19 protein-coding genes are annotated in these 20,471 nt (G+C 40.6%); all 19 read right to left on the reverse strand.

The window, feature by feature from the left end:
* Window positions 1-272 precede the first annotated feature (272 nt).
* Window positions 273-1,772, reverse strand: a complete 1,500-nt coding sequence (lysS, locus tag CYJ36_RS22150; protein ID WP_101569410.1) for a lysine--tRNA ligase — start codon at window positions 1,770-1,772, stop codon at window positions 273-275.
* A 90-nt stretch (window positions 1,773-1,862) separates the two neighbouring features.
* Window positions 1,863-2,864 (reverse strand): tRNA dihydrouridine synthase DusB, encoded by a 1,002-nt coding sequence (gene dusB, locus CYJ36_RS22155; protein WP_101569411.1) that lies wholly within the window; start codon window positions 2,862-2,864, stop codon window positions 1,863-1,865.
* Between the two features lie 86 nt (window positions 2,865-2,950).
* Window positions 2,951-3,157, reverse strand: coding sequence for a helix-turn-helix domain-containing protein (locus tag CYJ36_RS22160; RefSeq protein WP_101569412.1), 207 nt, complete (start codon window positions 3,155-3,157; stop codon window positions 2,951-2,953).
* The gene (gene folK / locus CYJ36_RS22165) at window positions 3,109-3,633 is read right to left on the reverse strand and encodes a 2-amino-4-hydroxy-6-hydroxymethyldihydropteridine diphosphokinase (protein WP_101569413.1); all 525 of its coding nucleotides are present in this window, start codon (window positions 3,631-3,633) and stop codon (window positions 3,109-3,111) included. Before folK ends, CYJ36_RS22160 begins: the two co-directional genes overlap by 49 nt.
* Window positions 3,630-3,992 carry a dihydroneopterin aldolase gene (folB, locus tag CYJ36_RS22170; protein WP_101569414.1) on the reverse strand — a complete coding sequence of 121 codons (363 nt, stop codon included), beginning with the start codon at window positions 3,990-3,992 and terminating at the stop codon, window positions 3,630-3,632. Before folB ends, folK begins: the two co-directional genes overlap by 4 nt.
* A complete protein-coding gene (gene folP / locus CYJ36_RS22175; RefSeq protein WP_101569415.1) occupies window positions 3,985-4,842 on the reverse strand; it encodes a dihydropteroate synthase in 858 nt (285 codons plus the stop codon). The genes folB and folP overlap by 8 nt, the downstream gene beginning before the upstream one ends.
* A gap of 16 nt (window positions 4,843-4,858) precedes the next feature.
* Window positions 4,859-5,722: an aminodeoxychorismate lyase gene (pabC, locus tag CYJ36_RS22180; RefSeq protein ID WP_101569416.1), complete on the reverse strand. Its 864-nt coding sequence runs from the start codon at window positions 5,720-5,722 to the stop codon at window positions 4,859-4,861.
* 5 nt (window positions 5,723-5,727) lie between these two features.
* Window positions 5,728-6,315 carry an aminodeoxychorismate/anthranilate synthase component II gene (gene pabA / locus CYJ36_RS22185; protein WP_101569417.1) on the reverse strand — a complete coding sequence of 196 codons (588 nt, stop codon included), beginning with the start codon at window positions 6,313-6,315 and terminating at the stop codon, window positions 5,728-5,730.
* A gap of 10 nt (window positions 6,316-6,325) precedes the next feature.
* Entirely contained in the window at window positions 6,326-7,744 is a 1,419-nt protein-coding gene (gene trpE / locus CYJ36_RS22190; RefSeq protein ID WP_101569418.1) for an anthranilate synthase component I, read from the reverse strand.
* Between the two features lie 232 nt (window positions 7,745-7,976).
* A complete protein-coding gene (gene cysK, locus CYJ36_RS22195) occupies window positions 7,977-8,900 on the reverse strand; it encodes a cysteine synthase A (RefSeq protein ID WP_101569419.1) in 924 nt (307 codons plus the stop codon).
* A gap of 105 nt (window positions 8,901-9,005) precedes the next feature.
* Window positions 9,006-9,917: a peptidyl-prolyl cis-trans isomerase gene (locus tag CYJ36_RS22200; protein ID WP_101569420.1), complete on the reverse strand. Its 912-nt coding sequence runs from the start codon at window positions 9,915-9,917 to the stop codon at window positions 9,006-9,008.
* Window positions 9,918-9,940: 23 nt separating this feature from the next.
* Window positions 9,941-10,819 carry an Hsp33 family molecular chaperone HslO gene (hslO, locus tag CYJ36_RS22205; protein WP_101569421.1) on the reverse strand — a complete coding sequence of 293 codons (879 nt, stop codon included), beginning with the start codon at window positions 10,817-10,819 and terminating at the stop codon, window positions 9,941-9,943.
* A gap of 19 nt (window positions 10,820-10,838) precedes the next feature.
* Window positions 10,839-11,606: a type III pantothenate kinase gene (locus CYJ36_RS22210; protein ID WP_101569422.1), complete on the reverse strand. Its 768-nt coding sequence runs from the start codon at window positions 11,604-11,606 to the stop codon at window positions 10,839-10,841.
* A 293-nt stretch (window positions 11,607-11,899) separates the two neighbouring features.
* Complete coding sequence (ftsH, locus tag CYJ36_RS22215; RefSeq protein WP_101569423.1) at window positions 11,900-13,837, reverse strand: ATP-dependent zinc metalloprotease FtsH; 1,938 nt, start codon at window positions 13,835-13,837, stop codon at window positions 11,900-11,902.
* 104 nt (window positions 13,838-13,941) lie between these two features.
* Window positions 13,942-14,484 carry a hypoxanthine phosphoribosyltransferase gene (gene hpt / locus CYJ36_RS22220; RefSeq protein ID WP_101569424.1) on the reverse strand — a complete coding sequence of 181 codons (543 nt, stop codon included), beginning with the start codon at window positions 14,482-14,484 and terminating at the stop codon, window positions 13,942-13,944.
* Between the two features lie 21 nt (window positions 14,485-14,505).
* On the reverse strand, window positions 14,506-15,891 hold the full coding sequence (gene tilS, locus CYJ36_RS22225) for a tRNA lysidine(34) synthetase TilS (protein ID WP_101569425.1): 1,386 nt from the start codon (window positions 15,889-15,891) through the stop codon (window positions 14,506-14,508).
* Window positions 15,892-15,999: 108 nt separating this feature from the next.
* Window positions 16,000-17,058, reverse strand: a complete 1,059-nt coding sequence (locus CYJ36_RS22230) for a protein kinase domain-containing protein (protein ID WP_101569426.1) — start codon at window positions 17,056-17,058, stop codon at window positions 16,000-16,002.
* Window positions 17,024-17,761, reverse strand: a complete 738-nt coding sequence (locus tag CYJ36_RS22235) for a VWA domain-containing protein (protein ID WP_101569427.1) — start codon at window positions 17,759-17,761, stop codon at window positions 17,024-17,026. Before CYJ36_RS22235 ends, CYJ36_RS22230 begins: the two co-directional genes overlap by 35 nt.
* A 209-nt stretch (window positions 17,762-17,970) precedes the next feature.
* Complete coding sequence (gene spoIIE / locus CYJ36_RS22240) at window positions 17,971-20,451, reverse strand: stage II sporulation protein E (RefSeq protein ID WP_101569428.1); 2,481 nt, start codon at window positions 20,449-20,451, stop codon at window positions 17,971-17,973.
* Window positions 20,452-20,471: the final 20 nt, after the last annotated feature.

Consider the following 20,471-nt stretch of genomic DNA (forward strand, 5'->3'; position numbering starts at 1 on the left):
TTTGTTGCTGACTTCAAAAATTTAAAACGTTTGGTACGCTTTTGGTTTTGTTTAGTTTTCAAAGATCATTTGCTGCAAGAGCAACTTTATTATAATAACAAATTTACTTTGTTAAGTCAAGCACTCTTTTCAGCTTTTTATTTTCGTTTGTCGTTGCTTTTTTGCGGCAACGTTTAATAATATATCACCGCTAAGCTTATTAAGCAAGACTTTTTTATAAATAATTATAAATAAAAAACCCTCCGCATTTTAACGGAGGGTTTTTAGGTTCATTAACGGTGTCTCATATGTGGAAATAACAATACGTCTCTTATAGAAGAAGAGTTTGTTAATAGCATGACAACACGATCAATTCCGATTCCAAGACCGCCTGTTGGAGGCATTCCATACTCCAGAGCTTCAATGAAATCTTCATCCATCATATGTGCTTCATCATTGCCTTGCTCTCTTTCTTGCAATTGTGCTTCAAAGCGCTCTTTCTGATCAATCGGATCATTTAATTCAGTAAATGCGTTTGCATGCTCACGGGCTACAATGAATAGTTCAAAACGATCTGTAAAGCGCGGGTCTTCATCGTTTTTCTTCGCAAGAGGCGAAATCTCAACTGGATGTCCAAAGATGAAAGTTGGTTCAATTAAATGCTCTTCTACTTTTTGTTCGAAGAATTCATTGATGATATGTCCAACCGTCATATTATTATTAATTTCCACGTTGTTCTCAGCTGCGTGAGCACGTGCTTCTTCAACGCTCATTTCTTGCCAGAAGTCTACACCTGTGCGTTCTTTAATTGCATCAACCATATGAAGTCTCTTCCATTCCGGCTGAAGGTCTATTTCATATTCTCCATAAGTAACTTTAGTTGATCCTGTTACTTCTTTAGCAATATGAGCAATCAGGTTCTCAGTCAATGCCATGATGTCCCGATAATCAGCGTATGCTTCATAGAGTTCAATCATTGTGAATTCAGGATTGTGGCGTGTAGAAATGCCCTCATTTCTGTAAACACGGCCGATTTCATATACTTTCTCTAATCCGCCAACAATAAGTCTTTTCAGATGAAGTTCAATTGCAATACGCATATATAATTGCATATCAAGAGCGTTGTGATGGGTCACAAATGGGCGTGCAGATGCTCCCCCTGCAATTGTATGCATGGTAGGCGTTTCAACTTCTAAGTATCCGTTTTGGTCTAAATAGCGGCGCATTGACTGAATGATTTTGCTGCGCGCGATAAATGTGCTTTTGCTTTCATCGTTCATAATCAAATCAAGATACCTTTGACGGTAGCGCTGTTCAATGTCTTTTAAACCATGAAATTTGTCAGGTAATGGACGCAATGATTTTGTAAGCAATTCAAAGCTTGTCACTTTAATTGACAATTCACCTACTTTTGTCTTGAACATGACACCTGAAACGCCAACAATATCACCAAGATCAGCTGTGTTGAAAAGTTCATACTGATCATCGCCGACTGCGTCTTTGCGCACATAGATTTGAATTTGTCCTTCAAGGTCTTGAATATGAGCAAATCCAGCTTTTCCTTTGCCGCGCTTTGTCATGATTCTGCCAGCCAGAGTAACAGAGATTTCTCTTTCCTCAAGGTCTTCTTTTGAAATTTCACTGTATTCACGAACTAATTGTGCTGTATATCCAGTACGTTCAAAACGCTTGCCGAACGGATCCAATCCTTTTTCACGCAGGGTATGTAGTTTTTCCCGTCTAACTTTCAGCTGGTCATTCAACTCTTCATGGGATAATTCTTCTTGACTCATAAAATCAGCTCCAATTCTATTATTTATGAACGAAAGCAGAAAAACTGCCAGTTCAAACTGGCAGTATGCAATCGCAGGGAAGAAGATAGATTAGCCTGCCTGAATGCTGCATTGTTGTTTTGCCTCAACCTCTAATGTGAACTCATCCAGCAAGTTCACAAGCTCATCTCTTGTATCCATTGTGTTGATAGCGTTTCTTACAATAGCATTGCCGCGGATTCCTTTAAGGTACCAAGCAGCATGCTTTCTCATTTCTCTGACAGCTACTGTTTCGCCTTTCAAAGCGATTAAGCGATCTAAGTGAAGTTTACATACATCCATTTTTTCACGAACAGATGGCTCACCAATCAGTTGGCCGGTTTCAAGATACTGAACCGTACGGTAAATCATCCATGGATTTCCAAGGGCAGCACGGCCGATCATTACACCATCTACACCTGTTTCTTCAAGCATTCTTTGAGCATCTTGAGGTGTTTGCACATCCCCATTTCCGATAACAGGAATATTGACAGATTGTTTAACTTCTTTAATGATATCCCAATTTGCTGTTCCTTCATACATCTGAACTCTTGTGCGGCCGTGCAATGCTACAGCTTTACCGCCCGCTCTTTCTACTGCCTGAGCATTTCGGACTGCATAGATATGCTTGTCATCCCAGCCCATGCGCATTTTAACTGTTACAGGCTTTTCAACAGCATCTACAACAGCGGAAACCATATCATAAATTTTGTCTGGATCTAATAGCCATCTCGCACCCGCATCACACTTCGTAATCTTAGGCACCGGGCATCCCATATTAATATCAATGATATCTGCAGTTGTGTTTTTCTCAACAAACTTAGCTGCTTCTACCAATGTATCTTTTTTGCCTCCGAAAATTTGCAGGCTTAGCGGCTTTTCACGCTCGTCAATGTACAGCATTCCCATTGTTTTTGCGTTGTTATAAAGGATCGCTTTATCACTAACCATTTCAGCACATACCAATCCCGCTCCGAATTCTTTAACCGTCAGGCGGAAAGCAGAGTTGCAGACTCCGGCCATCGGCGCAAGAACGACGCGGTTCTTAATTTGAATGTCGCCAATTTTAAACATTATTTAACCTCCTTACTCTTTCATGACTGTTCGCAAAGATTGTTGTTTTCGAAAAGCGACAATCTTTCAGAAAAAAGCCTCTATCATTAATCTCTTGGTGATAATTCTTCTTTGGTGACGTTCAGTGCGTCAGCTACCTCCTGTATGAACTGATCATTTGGCAGCCTGTTCCCTCGTTCAACTTCACCTAAAACAGAAACGGAAATCCCAAGGTCTTTTGCAAAACTCTCTTGAGTATAACCCTTTAGCTTTCGAAAAGCGCGAATACGTCTTCCCCATTTTTCTGCTTCCATATTCGTACTCCTTTTTTGTCCGTTAATTGATCTATAATAACCGAAAGCGGCTGATTGCTGTTTGGAATCCTGATATCATGTTCAATCTCATGAAGCGGTATTAAAACAAACGAACGTTCTAACATCCTTGGGTGAGGAATAATTAGTTGCTCTGTTTCAATATTTTCATGATTAAACAATAAAATGTCAAGGTCTAAAGTTCGCGGACCCCATTTTATGTCTCTTACCCGGCCCAGCCTTTTCTCGATCTGCTGCATTTCTCTCAATAGCTGGAATGCTGATAAATCAGTGCGAACGGAGAGCACCATGTTTAAAAATGCATCCTGATCCTCATAGCCGATAGGATCTGTTTCATAAATAGAGGAAATTTTTACAACCTCTATAGATGAATGCCCGTGCAAGCTTAAGATGGCATCTTTTAAATAACGCTCTCTGTTGCCTATATTGGAGCCTAATGCAAGCTGTGCTTCATTCATGTTCGGCCTCTTCTGATTTCAACGGCTACAAATTGATAGTGGCCTGGAATCGGAGGATCCGGCTTGTACAGTTTTACCGTGCAATAGCTGACCTGCTGAAATTCTGACAATACTTGTTCAGTAATTTTTTCCGCAACAGATTCTACCAGCTTATATGGTTTACCTTCTGCAATGTTTTTACAGATCTTATAAAGTGAAGCATAATTCACAGTATGCTTAAGATCATCCGTACGTCCCGCTTCCTGCAAATCAAGCTCAATTGTAAGGTCCGCACGGAAACGCTGGCCTAATTTCGTTTCTTCTGCGAAAACACCATGATATCCGTAGAATTCCATACCGTTCACGAATATTTTATCCATGAGAAACCACTCCTTTACCGAGCATTGCATCCATCATTTTAGCCATCCTGGCAATTCCCAGTACATCATGTACACGCACGATGCTGCAGCCTTTTTCGATGCCCAGGCATACAGTTGCACCCGTCCCTTCCATTCTATCAGATGGAGGCAAGTCAAGAATGCGGCCAATGAAGGATTTTCTCGATGTCCCTAAGAGGACTGGATAGCCAAGTTTCGCAAATACTTCGAGGTTCCTCATGACAACAAGGTTATCTTCCTGTGTTTTCGCAAAACCAATCCCCGGATCTAAAATGATTTTATCATCTTGAACACCTGCACGCTTGGCAATTTCAACACTTTCTTTTAGATCTGCTATCATATCAGGAATTAACTGTTCATAATTTCGTTCGGCGCGATTATGCATTAAGATGATGGGCACTTCGTACTTAGCCGCAACTGCAGCCATATTTGGATCTGCTTTTGCCCCCCATACATCATTGATGATCGTCGCCCCGGCAATGACAGCCTGCTCAGCTACCTCCGCTTTGTACGTATCAATTGAAATCGGAACATTGATTGACTTTGATAATTTTTCAATGATTGGAACCACTCTCTTGATCTCTTCGGCAGCATCAACATATTCAGCACCAGGCCTTGTTGATTCACCGCCTACATCAATAATATCTGCTCCATTTGCAATCATTTCTTCTGCATGTGCCAGTGCTGACTCCACATGATTAAACTTTCCTCCATCAGAAAAAGAGTCCGGAGTTAGATTTAAGATTCCCATAATAAATGTTTTCTCATTAAGATTTAATGTATAAGGTCCGCATTCTATTTGTTTTTTATCATCCAGTAAGATCGTGTCCATCCTCGCATCAATTCCTTTACAGCTCATCTCTGCTTTTCAGCAGCATTTTATGTTGCATATATATCTTTTGTAGTGTTTGCGTAATTTCACCTTTTTTCCCAGAAAAAGATTGGGAAGAAATATCTCTTATAGGAACAATTTCTTGCACGGAGTTTGTCGCAAATACTTCCTCAGCACTCATTAACTCCTCCAGCTTATAAGTTCCTTCTTCTACATGGATCTTGCGCTTGTTCAAGCACTGAATAATGAACTGACGTGTGATCCCATTTAAAATGCCGGTATCAATCGAAGGTGTGTATACCGCATTGTCTTTCACCCAAAAAAGATTTGATACAATTCCTTCTGCTACAAAACCTTCTTTTGTTAAAAAGATTCCTTCAACTGATGGATCATTTCCGATTTCATGCTTTGCCAGAACATTATTAAGATAATGATGGGATTTCAGACGCTGTTCCCCCTCAGGAGTATTGCGGCGAATGGTTAATATCTGCCCTCGCTTTTCTATATCCTTTGGCGCTGCAGGCAATTTCTTCATAAAAAGCATCACAGTCGGCTCCGCATAATCCATCGCTCCGAATGCAAGTTCTCCCGCACCCGCTGAAATATTCAAACGGACTGAGACATTTTCATTCTCTAACTGGTTCAGCTTAAGCAGCTTCTGAATGATCTTTTCTACTTTAAGACTTTTGATATCTAAGTGAATGTGAAGATGCTGCATGGCATCCTGCAAACGATCCAGATGATCTTTCAGTAAAAAAGGATGCCCATTATACAATCGGAATGTTTCAAATGCCCCTAATCCATACAGATATCCATGGTCGAAGGGGGAAATGTTAGCTTCCTCTTCCTTTACATAGTTTGAATTAAGGTAGATATACATACATGCTAAACCATTTTCCCAGCAGATTGGTATCTCTTAATGAAATTGCCCAATAGATCTTTTCCAAAAGAGGTCATGATGGATTCAGGATGAAATTGAACCCCTTCGATCGGGAGTGACTTGTGTCGAATGGCCATGATTTCATCTTCATCTGTCCAAGCTGAAATCTCAAAACAATCCGGCAGTGTTTCTTTTTTCACAATTAATGAATGATAGCGTGTTGCCGTAAATGGATTTTGCATGTCCTGAAATACCGTATTCCCATCATGATGCATTTCTGACGTTTTCCCATGCATTAAGCGTTCCGCGCGCACAACGTCTCCGCCAAATACTTGAGCAATGGATTGATGCCCAAGACATACTCCGAAAATGGGAATCTTCCCGGCAAAGCGTTCGATTGCAGCAAGACTGATCCCCGCTTCATTCGGACTGCATGGTCCTGGTGATATCATTAAGAAGTCCGGTGCCAGCTCTTCTATTTCTTCTAAAGTGATTTCATCATTTCTGCGGACAACCAGCTCTTCTCCAAGCTCACCTAAATACTGCACTAAATTAAAAGTAAACGAATCATAATTATCGATCATTAAAATCATCTTTCTCACCTCATACAGTCATATTCTCTTCTTCACTCAGCTCTTTTGCTTTCAATGAGGCCTGCGCCTTTTTTAATGATTCTTTAAATTCATGCTTAGGATTTGAATCAATAACGATTCCTGCCCCAGACTGGATGTATGCATGTCCATCTTTAGCAAGAAGCGTGCGGATAACAATGTTGAGCTCCATATCTCCATTATAACCAATCCAGCCGATTGAGCCGGTATAGATGCCTCTTCGGGTTGGCTCTAATTCTTCTATGATCTCCATCGTTCTGATTTTTGGGGCTCCTGTTATTGTTCCGCCAGGGAAAACACCTTTAAATACATCCATATAGTCCATGTCATCTGCTAACGTTCCTTGTACGTTTGAGACAATATGCATCACGTGTGAATACTTCTCAATGACCATAAACTCGTTCACTTCAACCGTTCCGTACTTGCACACTCTGCCTAGATCGTTTCTTTCAAGATCCACGAGCATGACATGTTCTGCCCGTTCCTTCTCGTTTTCAATGAGATCATTCGCAAGCTTCGTGTCCTCATCTTCATCTTTTCCTCTTGAGCGTGTTCCTGCAATTGGACGAGTGCTTGCTTGCTTACCATCAATCTTAACCAAAAGCTCTGGTGACCCGCTGACAATCTGGAAATCTTTAAATTCAAGATATGCCATGTAAGGAGAAGGATTTAATTCTCGCAGTGTCTCATATATTTTGAGCGGATGAACGGCTAGCGGCTGTGTTTGCCTTACAGATAAATTCACTTGAAAGACATCGCCGCTTGCGATATATTCCTTAATCTTATCTACCGCATCCATAAATGTTTCTTTCGAAAAAGCATGCGGCATTGATTCATTTTTTGCGGGCTCAATTCTTTTATGAATAAAAGGCTCAGTGTGAACTTCAGTCCATCGGTGCTCCATTTCAGAAAGCCGCTGCTTCGCTGCATCAACTTCGCTATCCTGCCTATAGTGAGTAATGAACCAAACAGTCTTCTCTTGGTGATCAAAAACAGTGAGATCGTCAAAAAGCAGAAAGTATAAATCAGGTGTTTCTAAATCATCTTCTGAGCGATGATCCAATTTTTCAAAATATCTTACACAATCATAGCTGAAAAAGCCAATTGCCCCTCCCTGAAAATCAGGAAGTGTCTCATCTTTTGCCGATTTATATCCGGCAAACCATTCTCTGAATGTATCAAGAAGATTTCCTGTTCTTTCTTCTGATGAATCTGCAGCGTTTATCGATAAAACAGAATCTTTCCCTTTAACGATTGCAGCCGGGCGAAGACCTGCAATACTGTACCGTCCGCCTCTGCCGCTTTCTAGAAAAGCATGATATTCTTCTTGTTTTGATAGATGCTGATATTGTTTAAAGAAATCAAGGCTGTATTCCGCTTTTTTTGCGAGCGGCTTTCTCTCAAGATGCATCTGTACCCTCTCCTTAAAAACTCATAATTTCATTTTACATAAAACCCGGGAAGATTACATGATGAAATTATTGAAAGTGGAAGACAATGTTATGAAAAGCGCAAGCGCCTTGGACAGTGCAGGCATGGCAGATCCGTTCTGACCGAGGAGTTAGCTGCTTGCGCTTGGCATCACTGTACAAAACTGTATACTTTCTTATCTTTAAAAGAAAAAACAGCCCGGAGGCTGTTTTTTAATCAAATTGATAAAGCGGAGTACTTAAGTATCTTTCTCCATTGCTTGGGATGATGGCTAAAACTTTTTTGCCTTTTCCTAATTCCTTTGCAACTTGCAGGGCAGCTTTAATGGCTGCACCGGAAGATATTCCGCCGAGTATGCCTTCTTCTTTTGCCACTTGGCGCGCAACCTCGAAAGCTTCTTCGTTTTTAACGGTAATGACTCCGTCGTATATGTCTGTATTCAGGATTTCAGGCACAAATCCTGCACCTATTCCCTGAATTTTATGTGGACCCGGCTTACCTCCAGACAATACTGGAGAATCTGTCGGTTCAATTGCATAGATCTTAATTCCTGGATAAGCTTCTTTCAGCACTTGGCCCGCACCTGTGATGGTTCCGCCTGTTCCTATGCCTGCAATAAAGGCATCAAGCTGATCTCCCATTTGGCTTACAATTTCAGGGCCAGTTGTTTTACGGTGAACTTCAGGGTTTGCTTCATTTTTAAATTGCTGAGGCATGAAATATCCATGTTCTTTAGACAATTCTTCAGCTTTGCGAATCGCGCCGCCCATGCCTTCAGGACCAGGAGTCAATACAAGCTCTGCACCGTACGCTCTTAAAAGATTGCGGCGTTCCATACTCATTGTTTCAGGCATAACGAGAATGGCCTTTATGCCTTTAGCTGCTGCGACCATTGCTAAACCGATGCCTGTGTTTCCGCTGGTCGGTTCGATAATCGTATCTCCTGCTTTCAGAAGACCTTTTTCTTCTGCTGCCTCTATCATCGCAAGTGCAATACGGTCTTTCACACTGCTGCCCGGGTTCATAAACTCCAGCTTCAAGTAAATATCAGCACTGTTCTCTTCTACGATTCGATTTAACTTTACAATCGGTGTTTCCCCAATTAGTTCGTGTATAGAATTTGCTACACGTGTCAATCTAACCACCTCTATTTCCGAGTATTTTTATTGGCATTATAAAAAATGTACCAACGTTAATCTGAATTGTCAATCTTTTCTTACTTCTCGGATGCAGGTTTGCGGTTATTCTTTGGAAGTTTCATTCCCGTAGAACCATGTAACACCAGCTTCTTCCCATAATGGTTTTACTGAAACAGCACCCTCCATTTGTTCTAGTGCAATTTGCCTTCTTATTTGCTTTTTCACATCTTCAAGAGAGTACTGCACACCATCAAGCTTTTCTTTTAATAAAATAACAGAAAAACCTAAATCACTCTTAATCGGCTGACTCCATTCGTCCTTCTTCAGACTTTTAGCTACGTCAATATATTGAGCTGGAAGATAGTCATTATCAGCTGACACAAATCCTAATTCTCCGCCCTCATTTGCAGTAAACTCATCCAGTGATTGTTCAGATGCGAGCGCTTCAAAGCTTGAACCGCCTTTTAATTCCTCGATTACTTTTAATGCCTCTTTCTTTGACTTCGTCACAATATGAAATAAGTGGAAGGATTCATCAATTGAATAGAGTTCTTTATTTGAATCATAGTAGGCTTGAAGTTCCTTATCCGAGATTTCAACGTCCTTTGTTAAAAGCTCTTCCAATAAAATACTGTACCTGATTTGCTCTCGCAGTTCTTCTGAATTGGTTAAATCCTCATTATCGAGGTTATTATACACTGCTTTGTACATCGTCAATTCGCGATCCAATTCTTCTTTTGAAATTTCGATGTCATGCTTTTCTGCAAGCTCTTCTACTACCTTAAAATTAACCATCTCTTCAAGCGTTTCTTTTCCAAAACGCTCCTCAAGCTCCGCCATCCACTCTTCCCTTGTAATTTCTTCCTTACCAATAACAGCAATTTCTTCGGATCCTTGTTTTGCTCCAGTTCCGAGAGCAGGAACTGCGTCATTCTTCGTTAAAAAATATGCCAAGGTAAAACAATTAATGATGACGAGACCAAAAATGATCGGCCATAATGTTTTCCCACTCATTTCTCCAACTCCTACTTAATCGATCAGTTTGAAGCTTCTTCTCTTAAATCCGCTAATTCTTCTTTATTGAAATGGTATCTTTCGTTGCAGAAATGGCATTCAGCTTCTGCTTTGCCATCTTCCTCAATCATACTTTGAATTTCGTCTGCTCCAAGACTGATAATGGCATTTGCTATTCTTTCGCGCGAGCATGGGCAATGGAATGCGACAGACTGTTTATCAAGAAGCTTCACATTCTCCTTACCTAATACTTCAAAAAGAATTTCTTCAGGCGTTAGTCCTTTTTGAATTAATTTAGAGATTGGCTCAACACTTCCAAGACGCTTTTCTATTTCTATAATGGTTCTCTCATCAGTTCCAGGCATTAATTGAATGATAAATCCTCCTGATGCAAGGATTGTGTTATCTGGATTAACAAGTACTCCTACCCCGACAGATGATGGGACCTGTTCTGAGGAAACAAGATAATACGTAAAATCTTCGCCTAATTCTCCGGAAACAATAGGAACCGAACCTGTAAAGTGTTCTTTCATTCCAAGATCTTTTACAATGGAAAGCATACCTGAAGTACCTACCGCTCTTGCAACATCAAGCTTCCCTTTTTCATTAAGATCAAAATGAGTTTGCGGATTGGTTACATATCCCCGCACCTCGCCCTTGGCATTACTGTCAACAATAATAACACCGATAGGCCCTCCTCCCTCAACTTTGATTGTCATTTTATCTTCGCCTTTAAGCATTGATCCAAGCATGACGCCCGCGGTCATAGAGCGCCCTAAAGCCGCAGAAGCTGTCGGCCATGTCTGATGTCTTCTTTGCGCTTCACCGACTGTTTCAGTTGTTCGTACTGCATATGCACGCACTTGGCCATCAAACGCAAGCGCTTTTACTAAATAATCCATATTGATCACCTTCCAAAAATTAAATGCTGTTTCTTTCGTAGATAAGCTGCAAGCCTTTTAAGGTAAGGAACGGGTCTACAATTTCAATCACTTTAGATTCTGACGCAATCAAAGAAGCAAGCCCTCCTGTCGCAATAACCTTAGGCTCTGCTTTAGCCTGTTGTTTCATTCTATTAACGATGCCTTCCACTTGTCCCACATAGCCAAATAAAATACCAGCCTGCATCGCGCTCACTGTATTCTTCCCTATAATATCGTCCGGTCTGGCAATTTCAATTCTAGGAAGCTTGGCAGCTCTGGAATATAACGCTTCTGTTGAAATATTTATGCCAGGTGCAATAGCTCCACCCATATATTGTTTTTCCTCATTTATGTAACAATAGGTCGTAGCTGTTCCAAAATCAACAATGATCAGCGGGCTTCCGTATAGATGAATGCCAGCTACAGCATTTACAATTCTGTCAGCACCCACTTCGCGCGGATTTTCATACTTGATGTTAAGACCTGTTTTGATCCCCGGTCCTACAACTAAAGGCTTCTGCTGAAAATATTTACTGCACATTCTCTCTAGTGAGAACATAATCGGAGGAACAACGGATGAAATGATAATTCCCTTTATATCAGAAAGCTGAATGCCTTCATGCTGAAAAAGTGATTTGATCAGCATGCCGAACTCATCTTCTGTTTTATTTCTTGTCGTTTCAATTCTCCAATGGTGCTTTAATTCGTCGCCTTCAAATACACCTAAAACAGTATTTGTATTCCCAACATCCAAAACTAAAAACATATGTATCACCACTTTTTATAGTTTCTCTTACCAATTACAAGCTCATTCTTTCCAATCATATCATATGAGAAGCGTAATAGAATCTTCTTAAAGAAAGAACAAACGAACATTTTTATCATGAACACAAGATTGTTGCTTTAAGTAGTTAGACTCATTCACGGCTGTTAGCAGGGTTTTTAGAAAAAAGCCTGAAGAAAAGCGAGCGCAGCATACTTATTTTATTCTTTTTAGGAGATGAATTGCAAAAAGAAAGAACCGCAAGCTCAGGATGAACTTGCGGTTCTTTAGGTAAATCAGTCTTCTTTTCGATCTTCATGTATGTCAGATGTCTGTTCTTCATCCTTTTTCGGAAGAATGTTTACTTTTACATCTTCTTGTTTTCTATCAAGGTCAGCTGCCGGGCGATCGGGCAATTTGCCATGATCTACAAGATGTTTAATTTGTTCAGCATCAAGCGTTTCAATTTCAAGAAGTGTTTGAGCAATAAGCTCTAATTTATCACGATTCTCAGTAAGAATCTTCTTAGCCCGTTCATAGCTTTCTTTAATAAAGCGCTGCACTTCCATATCAATTTCATGTGCAATTGCATCACTATAGTTTTGCTCGCTATTAAAGTCACGTCCTAAGAACACCTGTCCTTGAGATTGGCCGAATTGCAATGGACCAAGCTTATCACTCATACCAAACTCTGTAACCATGCGGCGGGCTATGCCAGTCGCACGCTGGAAGTCATTGGATGCACCTGTGCTGACCTCGCCAAAAACGATGTCTTCCGCAACACGTCCGCCAAGCAATCCAGTAATCTTATCCAGCAATTCCGGCTTCGTCATGAAGTAACGATCCTCTTTCGGCAGCATAACAGCATAACCGCCAGCTTGGCCGCGAGGTACGATTGTTACTTTATGGACCATATCAGCTTCATCAAGAATTACACCGATGATTGTATGGCCTGCTTCATGATAAGCAACAATTTTTCGTTCTTTTTGAGAAATAACACGGCTTTTTTTCGCAGGGCCGGCAATGACTCGATCTGTAGCTTCATCGATGTCTGTCATATCTACTTTTTTCTTGTCACGGCGGGCAGCAACAAGGGCAGCCTCATTCAGCAAGTTTTCAAGATCTGCTCCAGAGAAACCAGGAGTACGGGCAGCAATTGACTTTAGGTTGACAGAATCATCTAAAGGTTTATTGCGGGCATGTACTTCAAGTACAGCTTCACGGCCTTTTAGGTCAGGGCGGTCAACTGTAATTTGACGGTCGAAACGGCCTGGACGCAATAATGCAGGATCAAGAATATCAGGTCGGTTAGTGGCAGCAATCATAATGATTCCTTCATTTCCGCCAAACCCATCCATTTCAACAAGCAATTGGTTAAGAGTCTGTTCACGCTCATCGTGGCCTCCGCCAAGACCAGCACCGCGCTGACGTCCAACCGCATCAATTTCATCAATAAAGATAATACAAGGTGCGTTCTTTTTTGCATTCTCGAACAAATCGCGGACACGTGAAGCACCTACACCAACAAACATTTCAACGAAATCAGATCCGCTGATTGAGAAGAATGGCACGCCAGCTTCGCCGGCTGCTGCTCTGGCAAGAAGAGTTTTACCCGTACCAGGAGGTCCTACAAGGAGAACACCTTTTGGTATGCGTGCACCAAGTTCTGCGAATTTACGCGGATCTTTCAGGAATTCCACGACTTCAATCAGCTCTTGTTTCTCTTCATCTGCACCTGCAACATCTTTAAATCTGACTTTTTTCTTTTCTTCACTGTACAGCTTAGCTTTGCTTTTTCCGAAGTTCATGACACGGCTCCCGCCGCCCTGAGCCTGGTTAAGCAAGAAGAAGAAGAGAATAAAGATAATGACAAAAGGAATGATGGATGTAAAGAACGTTACCCACCCGCTTGTTTCTTCAGCAGGAACGAACTTAACGCTTGTTTCATTTCCTGCAGCAGCAGCATCGACTCGGTCCATAGCTTTGTCACTTAAAACATGAGTTACAAATAATTCATCTTCTTTATAATCATCTAATTGACCTTTAACCTCATAAACCCCGCGCAATGGCTGAATGGTAATTTCTTTAACATCCCCAGCCTCAAGTTTAGAAATGAAAGTGCTGTAAGTTAAAGGTTCAGTTTTCGTATTGTTTCCTTGAAAAAAACTGACAACTCCAATAACCACTAAAAAGATTAATAAATAAAATATGGTATTACGGAAGATCCGATTCATTCCTTACCTCCTCCCACAGTAAACACAACTATTTTAAATAGTATCATAGAAAATCATACCAATACAACTAATTAGCCATTTGTGTACTTGACAAATCTCAAGGCTTATTTATTTTGATATACTTCAGGCTTCAGCACGCCGATATAAGGAAGATTGCGATAACGTTCGATGTAGTCCAAACCATATCCGACAACAAATGCATCAGGTACCTCAAAACATACATAGTCCGCTTGGATATCAGCTTTTCTTCCAGTCGGTTTATCAAGCAATGTAACAATGCTGATTGTTTTTGCTTTGCGGTAACGGAAAAGCTCCACAAGGTAGCTGAGTGTTAATCCGCTGTCAATAATGTCTTCGATGATCAGGATGTCTCTGCCCTCTACTGAAGTATCCAAATCCTTAAGAATCTTAACCTCTCCAGAAGATACTGTAGATGTACCATAACTTGAAACATCCATAAAGTCCATTTCCAAGTATGTATCAATGCTTTTCAGCAAATCAGCCATAAAAGGCATTGCACCTTTCAAAACACCGATTGCAAGAGGAAAGCGGTCTTTATATTCTTCTGTAAGCACTTTGCCCAATTCTTTTACTTTGTGACTAATCTCTTCTTCGGAAATTAAAACTTTTTCGATATCCTGCTTCATTACAAGTTGCCCCCTACAAAATCATTGCTCTTTATATTGAAATACAACATAATCACCCTTTGGCGAATGGGATTCTTCAAATGAAGATTTCTTAAGACCGGGAAGCCAAAGGATATTCCCGCAGCCATCTTCTAAAACAGGCCAGCTGTTTCTTTTATTGATCGGTACTTTTGCGTCAATAAATATATCTTTTACTTTTTTCGTACCGTTCATGCCCTTCAGTTTGATTTTATCGCCCTGCTTTCTTGTACGGATAAGCAAAGGCATATTTACAGAAGAATGCGGCATGACGAACACATTATTCCCTGACAATCCGGCAGGACACCTATCCGCGATTTCACAAGTTATCATATCCCCGTTTGGAAGCATTATGCTAGATGGAACAGCTACCTGCTTCTCATATGACTGGCCGGTGTTTTGTTCAAAAGTAAACAAACACGTTTGATAAGATTTGATTACTTTTAGACCGTCGGGGTAATCAAGTGAACCGGAAGGATGTTTTTGCGAGAGTAAAGACTGAAGACTCTCTATATGTATAGAAGAAAGGGAAGATGGAATATCTTCATAAAGATAGTTTAATATTAGTTGAATAGCTCTTCTTTGTAAAGGCATAGGCAGGGTTTTAAACATTTCAATATTTAATTCAATTTCGTTCTTTTCTTTCCTTTCCAATACTGTATTCAATTTCTCATTCGTTAATTCCTGTAAGAAGTGCTCATCCTCACTAAATGTCTTGCTGAAAAATTGAAATCTTTCATGTACCTTGGGGTTTTCTGCCTTAAGGAATGGCAAAACAAGTTTGCGAAAGCGATTTCTCGTATAAGCCAGCTTCTCGTTGCTCGGATCGTACCGTGGGGCTAACTGATGATCATTGCAATATTGAATGATTTCTTCCTTTGTAAAGGATAAAAAAGGACGAATGATTTTTCCGCCGTTAAACTGGCGGATTTCAGGAATCCCGGCTAGTGATGCACCTATACCGCCTCTAACCATTCTCATTAAAATGGTTTCAATTTGGTCATCTCCATGATGACCTAATGCCAAAAACGGAGCCTCATACTTTGCCATGATCTCACCGAAAAAAGAATAGCGGCATTCCCTGGCAGCCATTTGAGCACTCATTTTCGGGTGCTTTTCTGCAAATTCAGTAACATTCAGCTGGACGGCCTCGCATACGATTCCGTTTAAACGGCAATAGTTCATAACAAAATCCATTTCTTCTTCAGATTGAGCGCCTCTAAACATATGATCCACATGAACAGCAATCACTTTAATCTGATATGCCATTTGGAACCTCATGAATAAATGAAGAAGAGCAAGCGAATCAGGACCACCTGATACTCCAATCAAAACAGTTGATTCTTTTATATTGTTCACATTTAGAAAAGTGCGGAAACGTTCTAGCATGGCATTCCTCTTTTTATTGCTGGATTTAATAATTAGTGCACATTAATACTATCACGCATTCTTTGGCGTCTGCAAAAGAGAAGTCCTTCGTTCACACATTTATCAAATTTACAGGAGATAATGATAAACATAGAATGAATAGATAATGCACAACGCTGCAATAATCATCAGTGTTTCGATCCATCCGCTTACCTTGTTCTTCTTTCTCTTGACTTGTACACGTGTTGACTTCGGCTGAGAGGACTGTTTTATGGCGGAAGCTGATTGTTTTCTAGCAGACTGTCTTTTGGCGCCAGAAGACTGCTTTTGGACAACAGAAGCCCTTCGGCTTGGCATTGTATAAAGTGACTGGAGAAAATCTCGTTTCATTTCTGATGCATACTTGTATTTTCCCATAATTGCATTTTTCAAAACGGAAGAATGCTTATGCAAGTAAGGGTTTGATTGAAGGACGTCAATCAGCTGCTGGGCGCCATTCTCATTCTTCTTAAACCTCTTAGGATAAACTGAGTTGATTACGATCATAGCGGCAGCAAATAAATCGTAAGATGGCTCTGCTTTACGAGTGCCCAGCCCCCAATAGCCGCGGTCAAAAAAATCGGTGAATTCTTTTATCGATCTTCCATTCAGTGTTGTTCCGCCAACATCTATAAAACGCAGCTGTACAGGTCTGTCACTAACAATCAGATTTTCAGGCTTTAAATCTCCAAAAACCCATCCTGCCTGATGAAGCTCTTGTAAATTTGAGAGCAGCTGAATGGTTAAAACCCCAATCCATTCCTCTCCGTTTGCCTCTATAAAATCAAGGTACTGTTTACCTTTAACGTATTCCATAACATAAAAAGGAACTTGTGTTCTGGAGATCGGATTTATCCAATCATCTACATCAATCAAAGCAGGCCCAAGGGAAGTTCCCTGGACCTTAGAGGTAATGCCTTGGACCTTAGAAAAGTGTTTAAGGACATTGACTTCAGAGGTAATGGACATACTGTTCTCACTTACCTTCAGGGCTGTTAGACCAATTTTGCCTTCTGCCAAATAGACAATCCCGGTAGCACCCTGCCCAAGCGGCTTTAAGATCCGGTAATGCTGGTGATGCCACTTTCCTGTAATGATTGTGCCCGGAGCAAGTTTACATGTTTGATTCGCCCAAGTATTGTTCATCATCTGAGAGCAAACTCCTTAAAGAACGCTTTTTCTTAAATGAGTGGATGCCATCACGAATGGCAGGTCCTGTCGGTGTGATGCCGCCTGTTGTAAGTTTAGGAAAAATAGAGGAAAGAGATTCAAGTTTCGGTGTCCATTCGAGAATCGTTTCAACTTCGTCCTTTTTCCCAGGAAATACAGACACTGAAAATTGATTTTCCCCTATTCTCGAATTCAAGCTGATAGATAAATCGAGAAGGGATTCTTTTACTGTTGGCAGCTTGGGCTTCATGCTTCCGCTTGTATCGACCAAAATTAATATTTCCATTCCAATCGTTTCACCGAGCTCATCTACGACTTCCATCACCTCTCCCCGTTTTTCTGGTGAAAGTTCTTCCATCGTCACTTTCTTGCCGAGTATTTGCTGCAGCTCTGAATTCACAACCCCCTGAAGTGTCTGAGTCATTGCTTGTCTTGTTACCATTTGAACTGTTTGAGAAAGCTGGTGGGCATATACGACTTGGCTTACACCTCCGCCAGACATTGCAATGCCTTCTATTTCATCAATGGCTTCTTTATCAATCACGTTTTCTTCTACAATTCCAATCACGTTTACTGTAATACCTTGTTCTTTTGCAAGTGCTGCCATCGCAATCGGGTCCTCCCCGTGGTTTGAGCAGCCATCCGTAATAAGAAGAATTTGCTTTAACTTACCCTTATTCATTCTTGTCCCCTCCTAATTGGCTTGTTAGTCAAAAGGGATCACGGTATTCAAAATTCTCATGCAGTTCTAGAAAAATGAAGAACCTATATATTCATGGGATTTTTGACACTTCCGCATCCTCTTATCACCAAGGAAATAATGTACTATCATCCTCGCCAGTATTTAAGAGTTTTATACTTTAGAAGGGGCTTATTCAAATCGTGATTCTTCTACATCACCTTCTGTTTTTTGTAATGTTTTGAGGTGGGAATAGATGCCCATTTAGGTGTGTTATGATCTATTTTCCCGACAACTACGGTCATGTCATCCTCAATTTTCCCCGCTCTTGTCCGAATGACCTCCTCCATAATTAAGTCCGCTACTTCTTGCGGATCCATCGTTTCCAGTTCTTTTATTTTCCGTTTCATCCACAAATCGTGATTTTCCACATGCTTCGGCCCCTCAAAGATACCATCGCTCATCATGATAAGCAGGTCACCTGCTTTCAGCTGCTCACCGACTACATCAACCTCAAATTCATCAATAATCCCCATCGGCAAGTTGCTTGCTTGAATCTTCATGATTTGGTCACCCCTTTTAATATAGCTTGGAGTAGATCCAATCTTTAAAAACTTGCAGGTTGCATCCTGAAGATCCACAATTGCCAGATCAAGCGTTGAAAAAATTTCATCTGTTGTTCTTAAAGATAAAATAGAATTAATAGTTTTAATCGCAACCTTTTCTTCAATCCCCGATTGAAGAATCTTTTGCAGCAATTTTATTGTCTCATTGCTCTCAAAATGAGCTCTCACTCCGTTGCCCATTCCATCACTGATCGCAATTGCATATTTTCCAAATCCGAGTTCAATGGTTGAATAACTGTCTCCTGAAACGAGTCCTCCCCCTTTTGCAGCATGTGCCACACCAGAATCAACCCTATATGTTCTTGAAGATCCAAATGAAACATGGCAATATCCATTCGGATAGCTTGAGCATTCCTCATGCTTCACAATAACCGACTCTTCCAATATATCTGACAGCATTGGCGCGATAATCTTCTCGCATTCCCCATGACCATTGCAAAATGGAATGCTCATTTCGATATCGACATTCCCTTGCTCAAGGCTGTAAATGTCCACATGACCGATTTCAATTCCAAAGCTTTGAATTGCCTCCAAGATTTGCTCTTCCTGAACAAAATGGTTCTCTCTTTCACGTTTAATTTCTTTTGAAAAATCTTCCATAACCTGCGATACACCTAATAGCTGTTCTGCTACAAGCCTTCTGCTTTCCTGTACCTGCTCCTTTAGTTTTTCGTTTGCGTGGTAATAGTTAATTTCCTGATCAATAGCCTCCTCTACTTTTTTCGATTTTGAACAGTATTTCTCAAAATCCTTTCTTAATTTTCGATTTCCCTGATACGTATTTTCTTTGCTTTCATGCATAATTGTTTTCATATAATCATACGTTGTATCAAAGTTCTGCACCCAGCATCGTTCTTTTTTGAAGCAGGTCTGACATGTTTTTTCTGTAATGGTGCTTAAAAATAAATCGGTTCCCCTTTGTTCTTCAGATTCTTCATTTTTTTCATAGAATGTTACAAAGCTCTCTGATAGGGCTTGGAAAACTTGTGAGAATTGATCGACCCTGTGTGCGGTAACATCTCTTATTTTTCTCACATACAGCTGCTGTTCTTGTGTATGTTCATTTGTTCCTGGAATATGCTTAGCCAATTTATTTGTAATTGCTTTTGGTGTTAATAGAAATAACCCAATCGCAATGAGGGATTCTGATAAGTTTTTCATTAAGTCGTTCGACCCTTCCCCGTAGAGGGAAATGAGCAGTGACCCTATTAAGAGGCCAATTGCTGCACCGAATTTTTGACCTTCTTTCAGCAGTCCTCCAAGCAAACCTGAGAAGGCAAGCAAACTCATTTGATAAAGATTCCCCACATTGGCCAAGCTTAAAATTAAGCCAGTTACAACACCTACTGTACAGCCAATGCTCGATCCGCCAATAAAAGCAAACAAAAGCACAATATATCTCGATAAAATATGTTCAGCCTGAAGGTTTTGATAGGTTACACCGACAAAGCCAGTAAGCACTGATGCAAGCAAGATCATAATGCAGATAATTTCTTCTATTTTGAGAGATTGCTTGTACTTTCTCGCAGATATCAGGGGCAGACTCTGCAAAAAGATGAGTGTTAAAATAAAAGCAAGTCCTGATTCAACTCCTGCCATCATATAATCGTATAAAGTGAGAGAGTCTTGTAGATAGAAGTATCCAATTCTGGTGAGCATCATGGAGAGAAAAACAACGAAAGGCAGTGCCTTCATTTTTTCTTTATATAAAAGAGATGTGAGTTTGTTCAAAACAAGGAAGATGAGGATGGAAGCCGCTATGAAAAGGGAGGTTTGCCATGAAATGGTCACAGCTCCTGAGATCAGGGACAGTGAGGCAAATAACGCTTTATCCTTTTTCATTAATAGGACAGCGCCGAAGAACGGCAATGCAAAGGGCAGAACTTCCGTTAAGATGAGAGCTCGTCCAAGCAAAAAGCCGATTAATACATATAACAGACCTTTATGCATAAAAAGCAGCTGCATTCTTGTCCCGAAACGATGTAACGAACGATTAAACCATTGATGCGTTCTGGCAAGATTAACTTCCGTAATTGGCTCTATAACCCTTCTTTCTACCTTTTCCATATTTCATTCCCCCACTTTTT

Origin of the sequence: Bacillus sp. UMB0893 (genome assembly GCF_002858905.1) — a bacterium.
In the GTDB taxonomy this organism is placed as follows: domain Bacteria; phylum Bacillota; class Bacilli; order Bacillales; family Bacillaceae; genus Bacillus_P.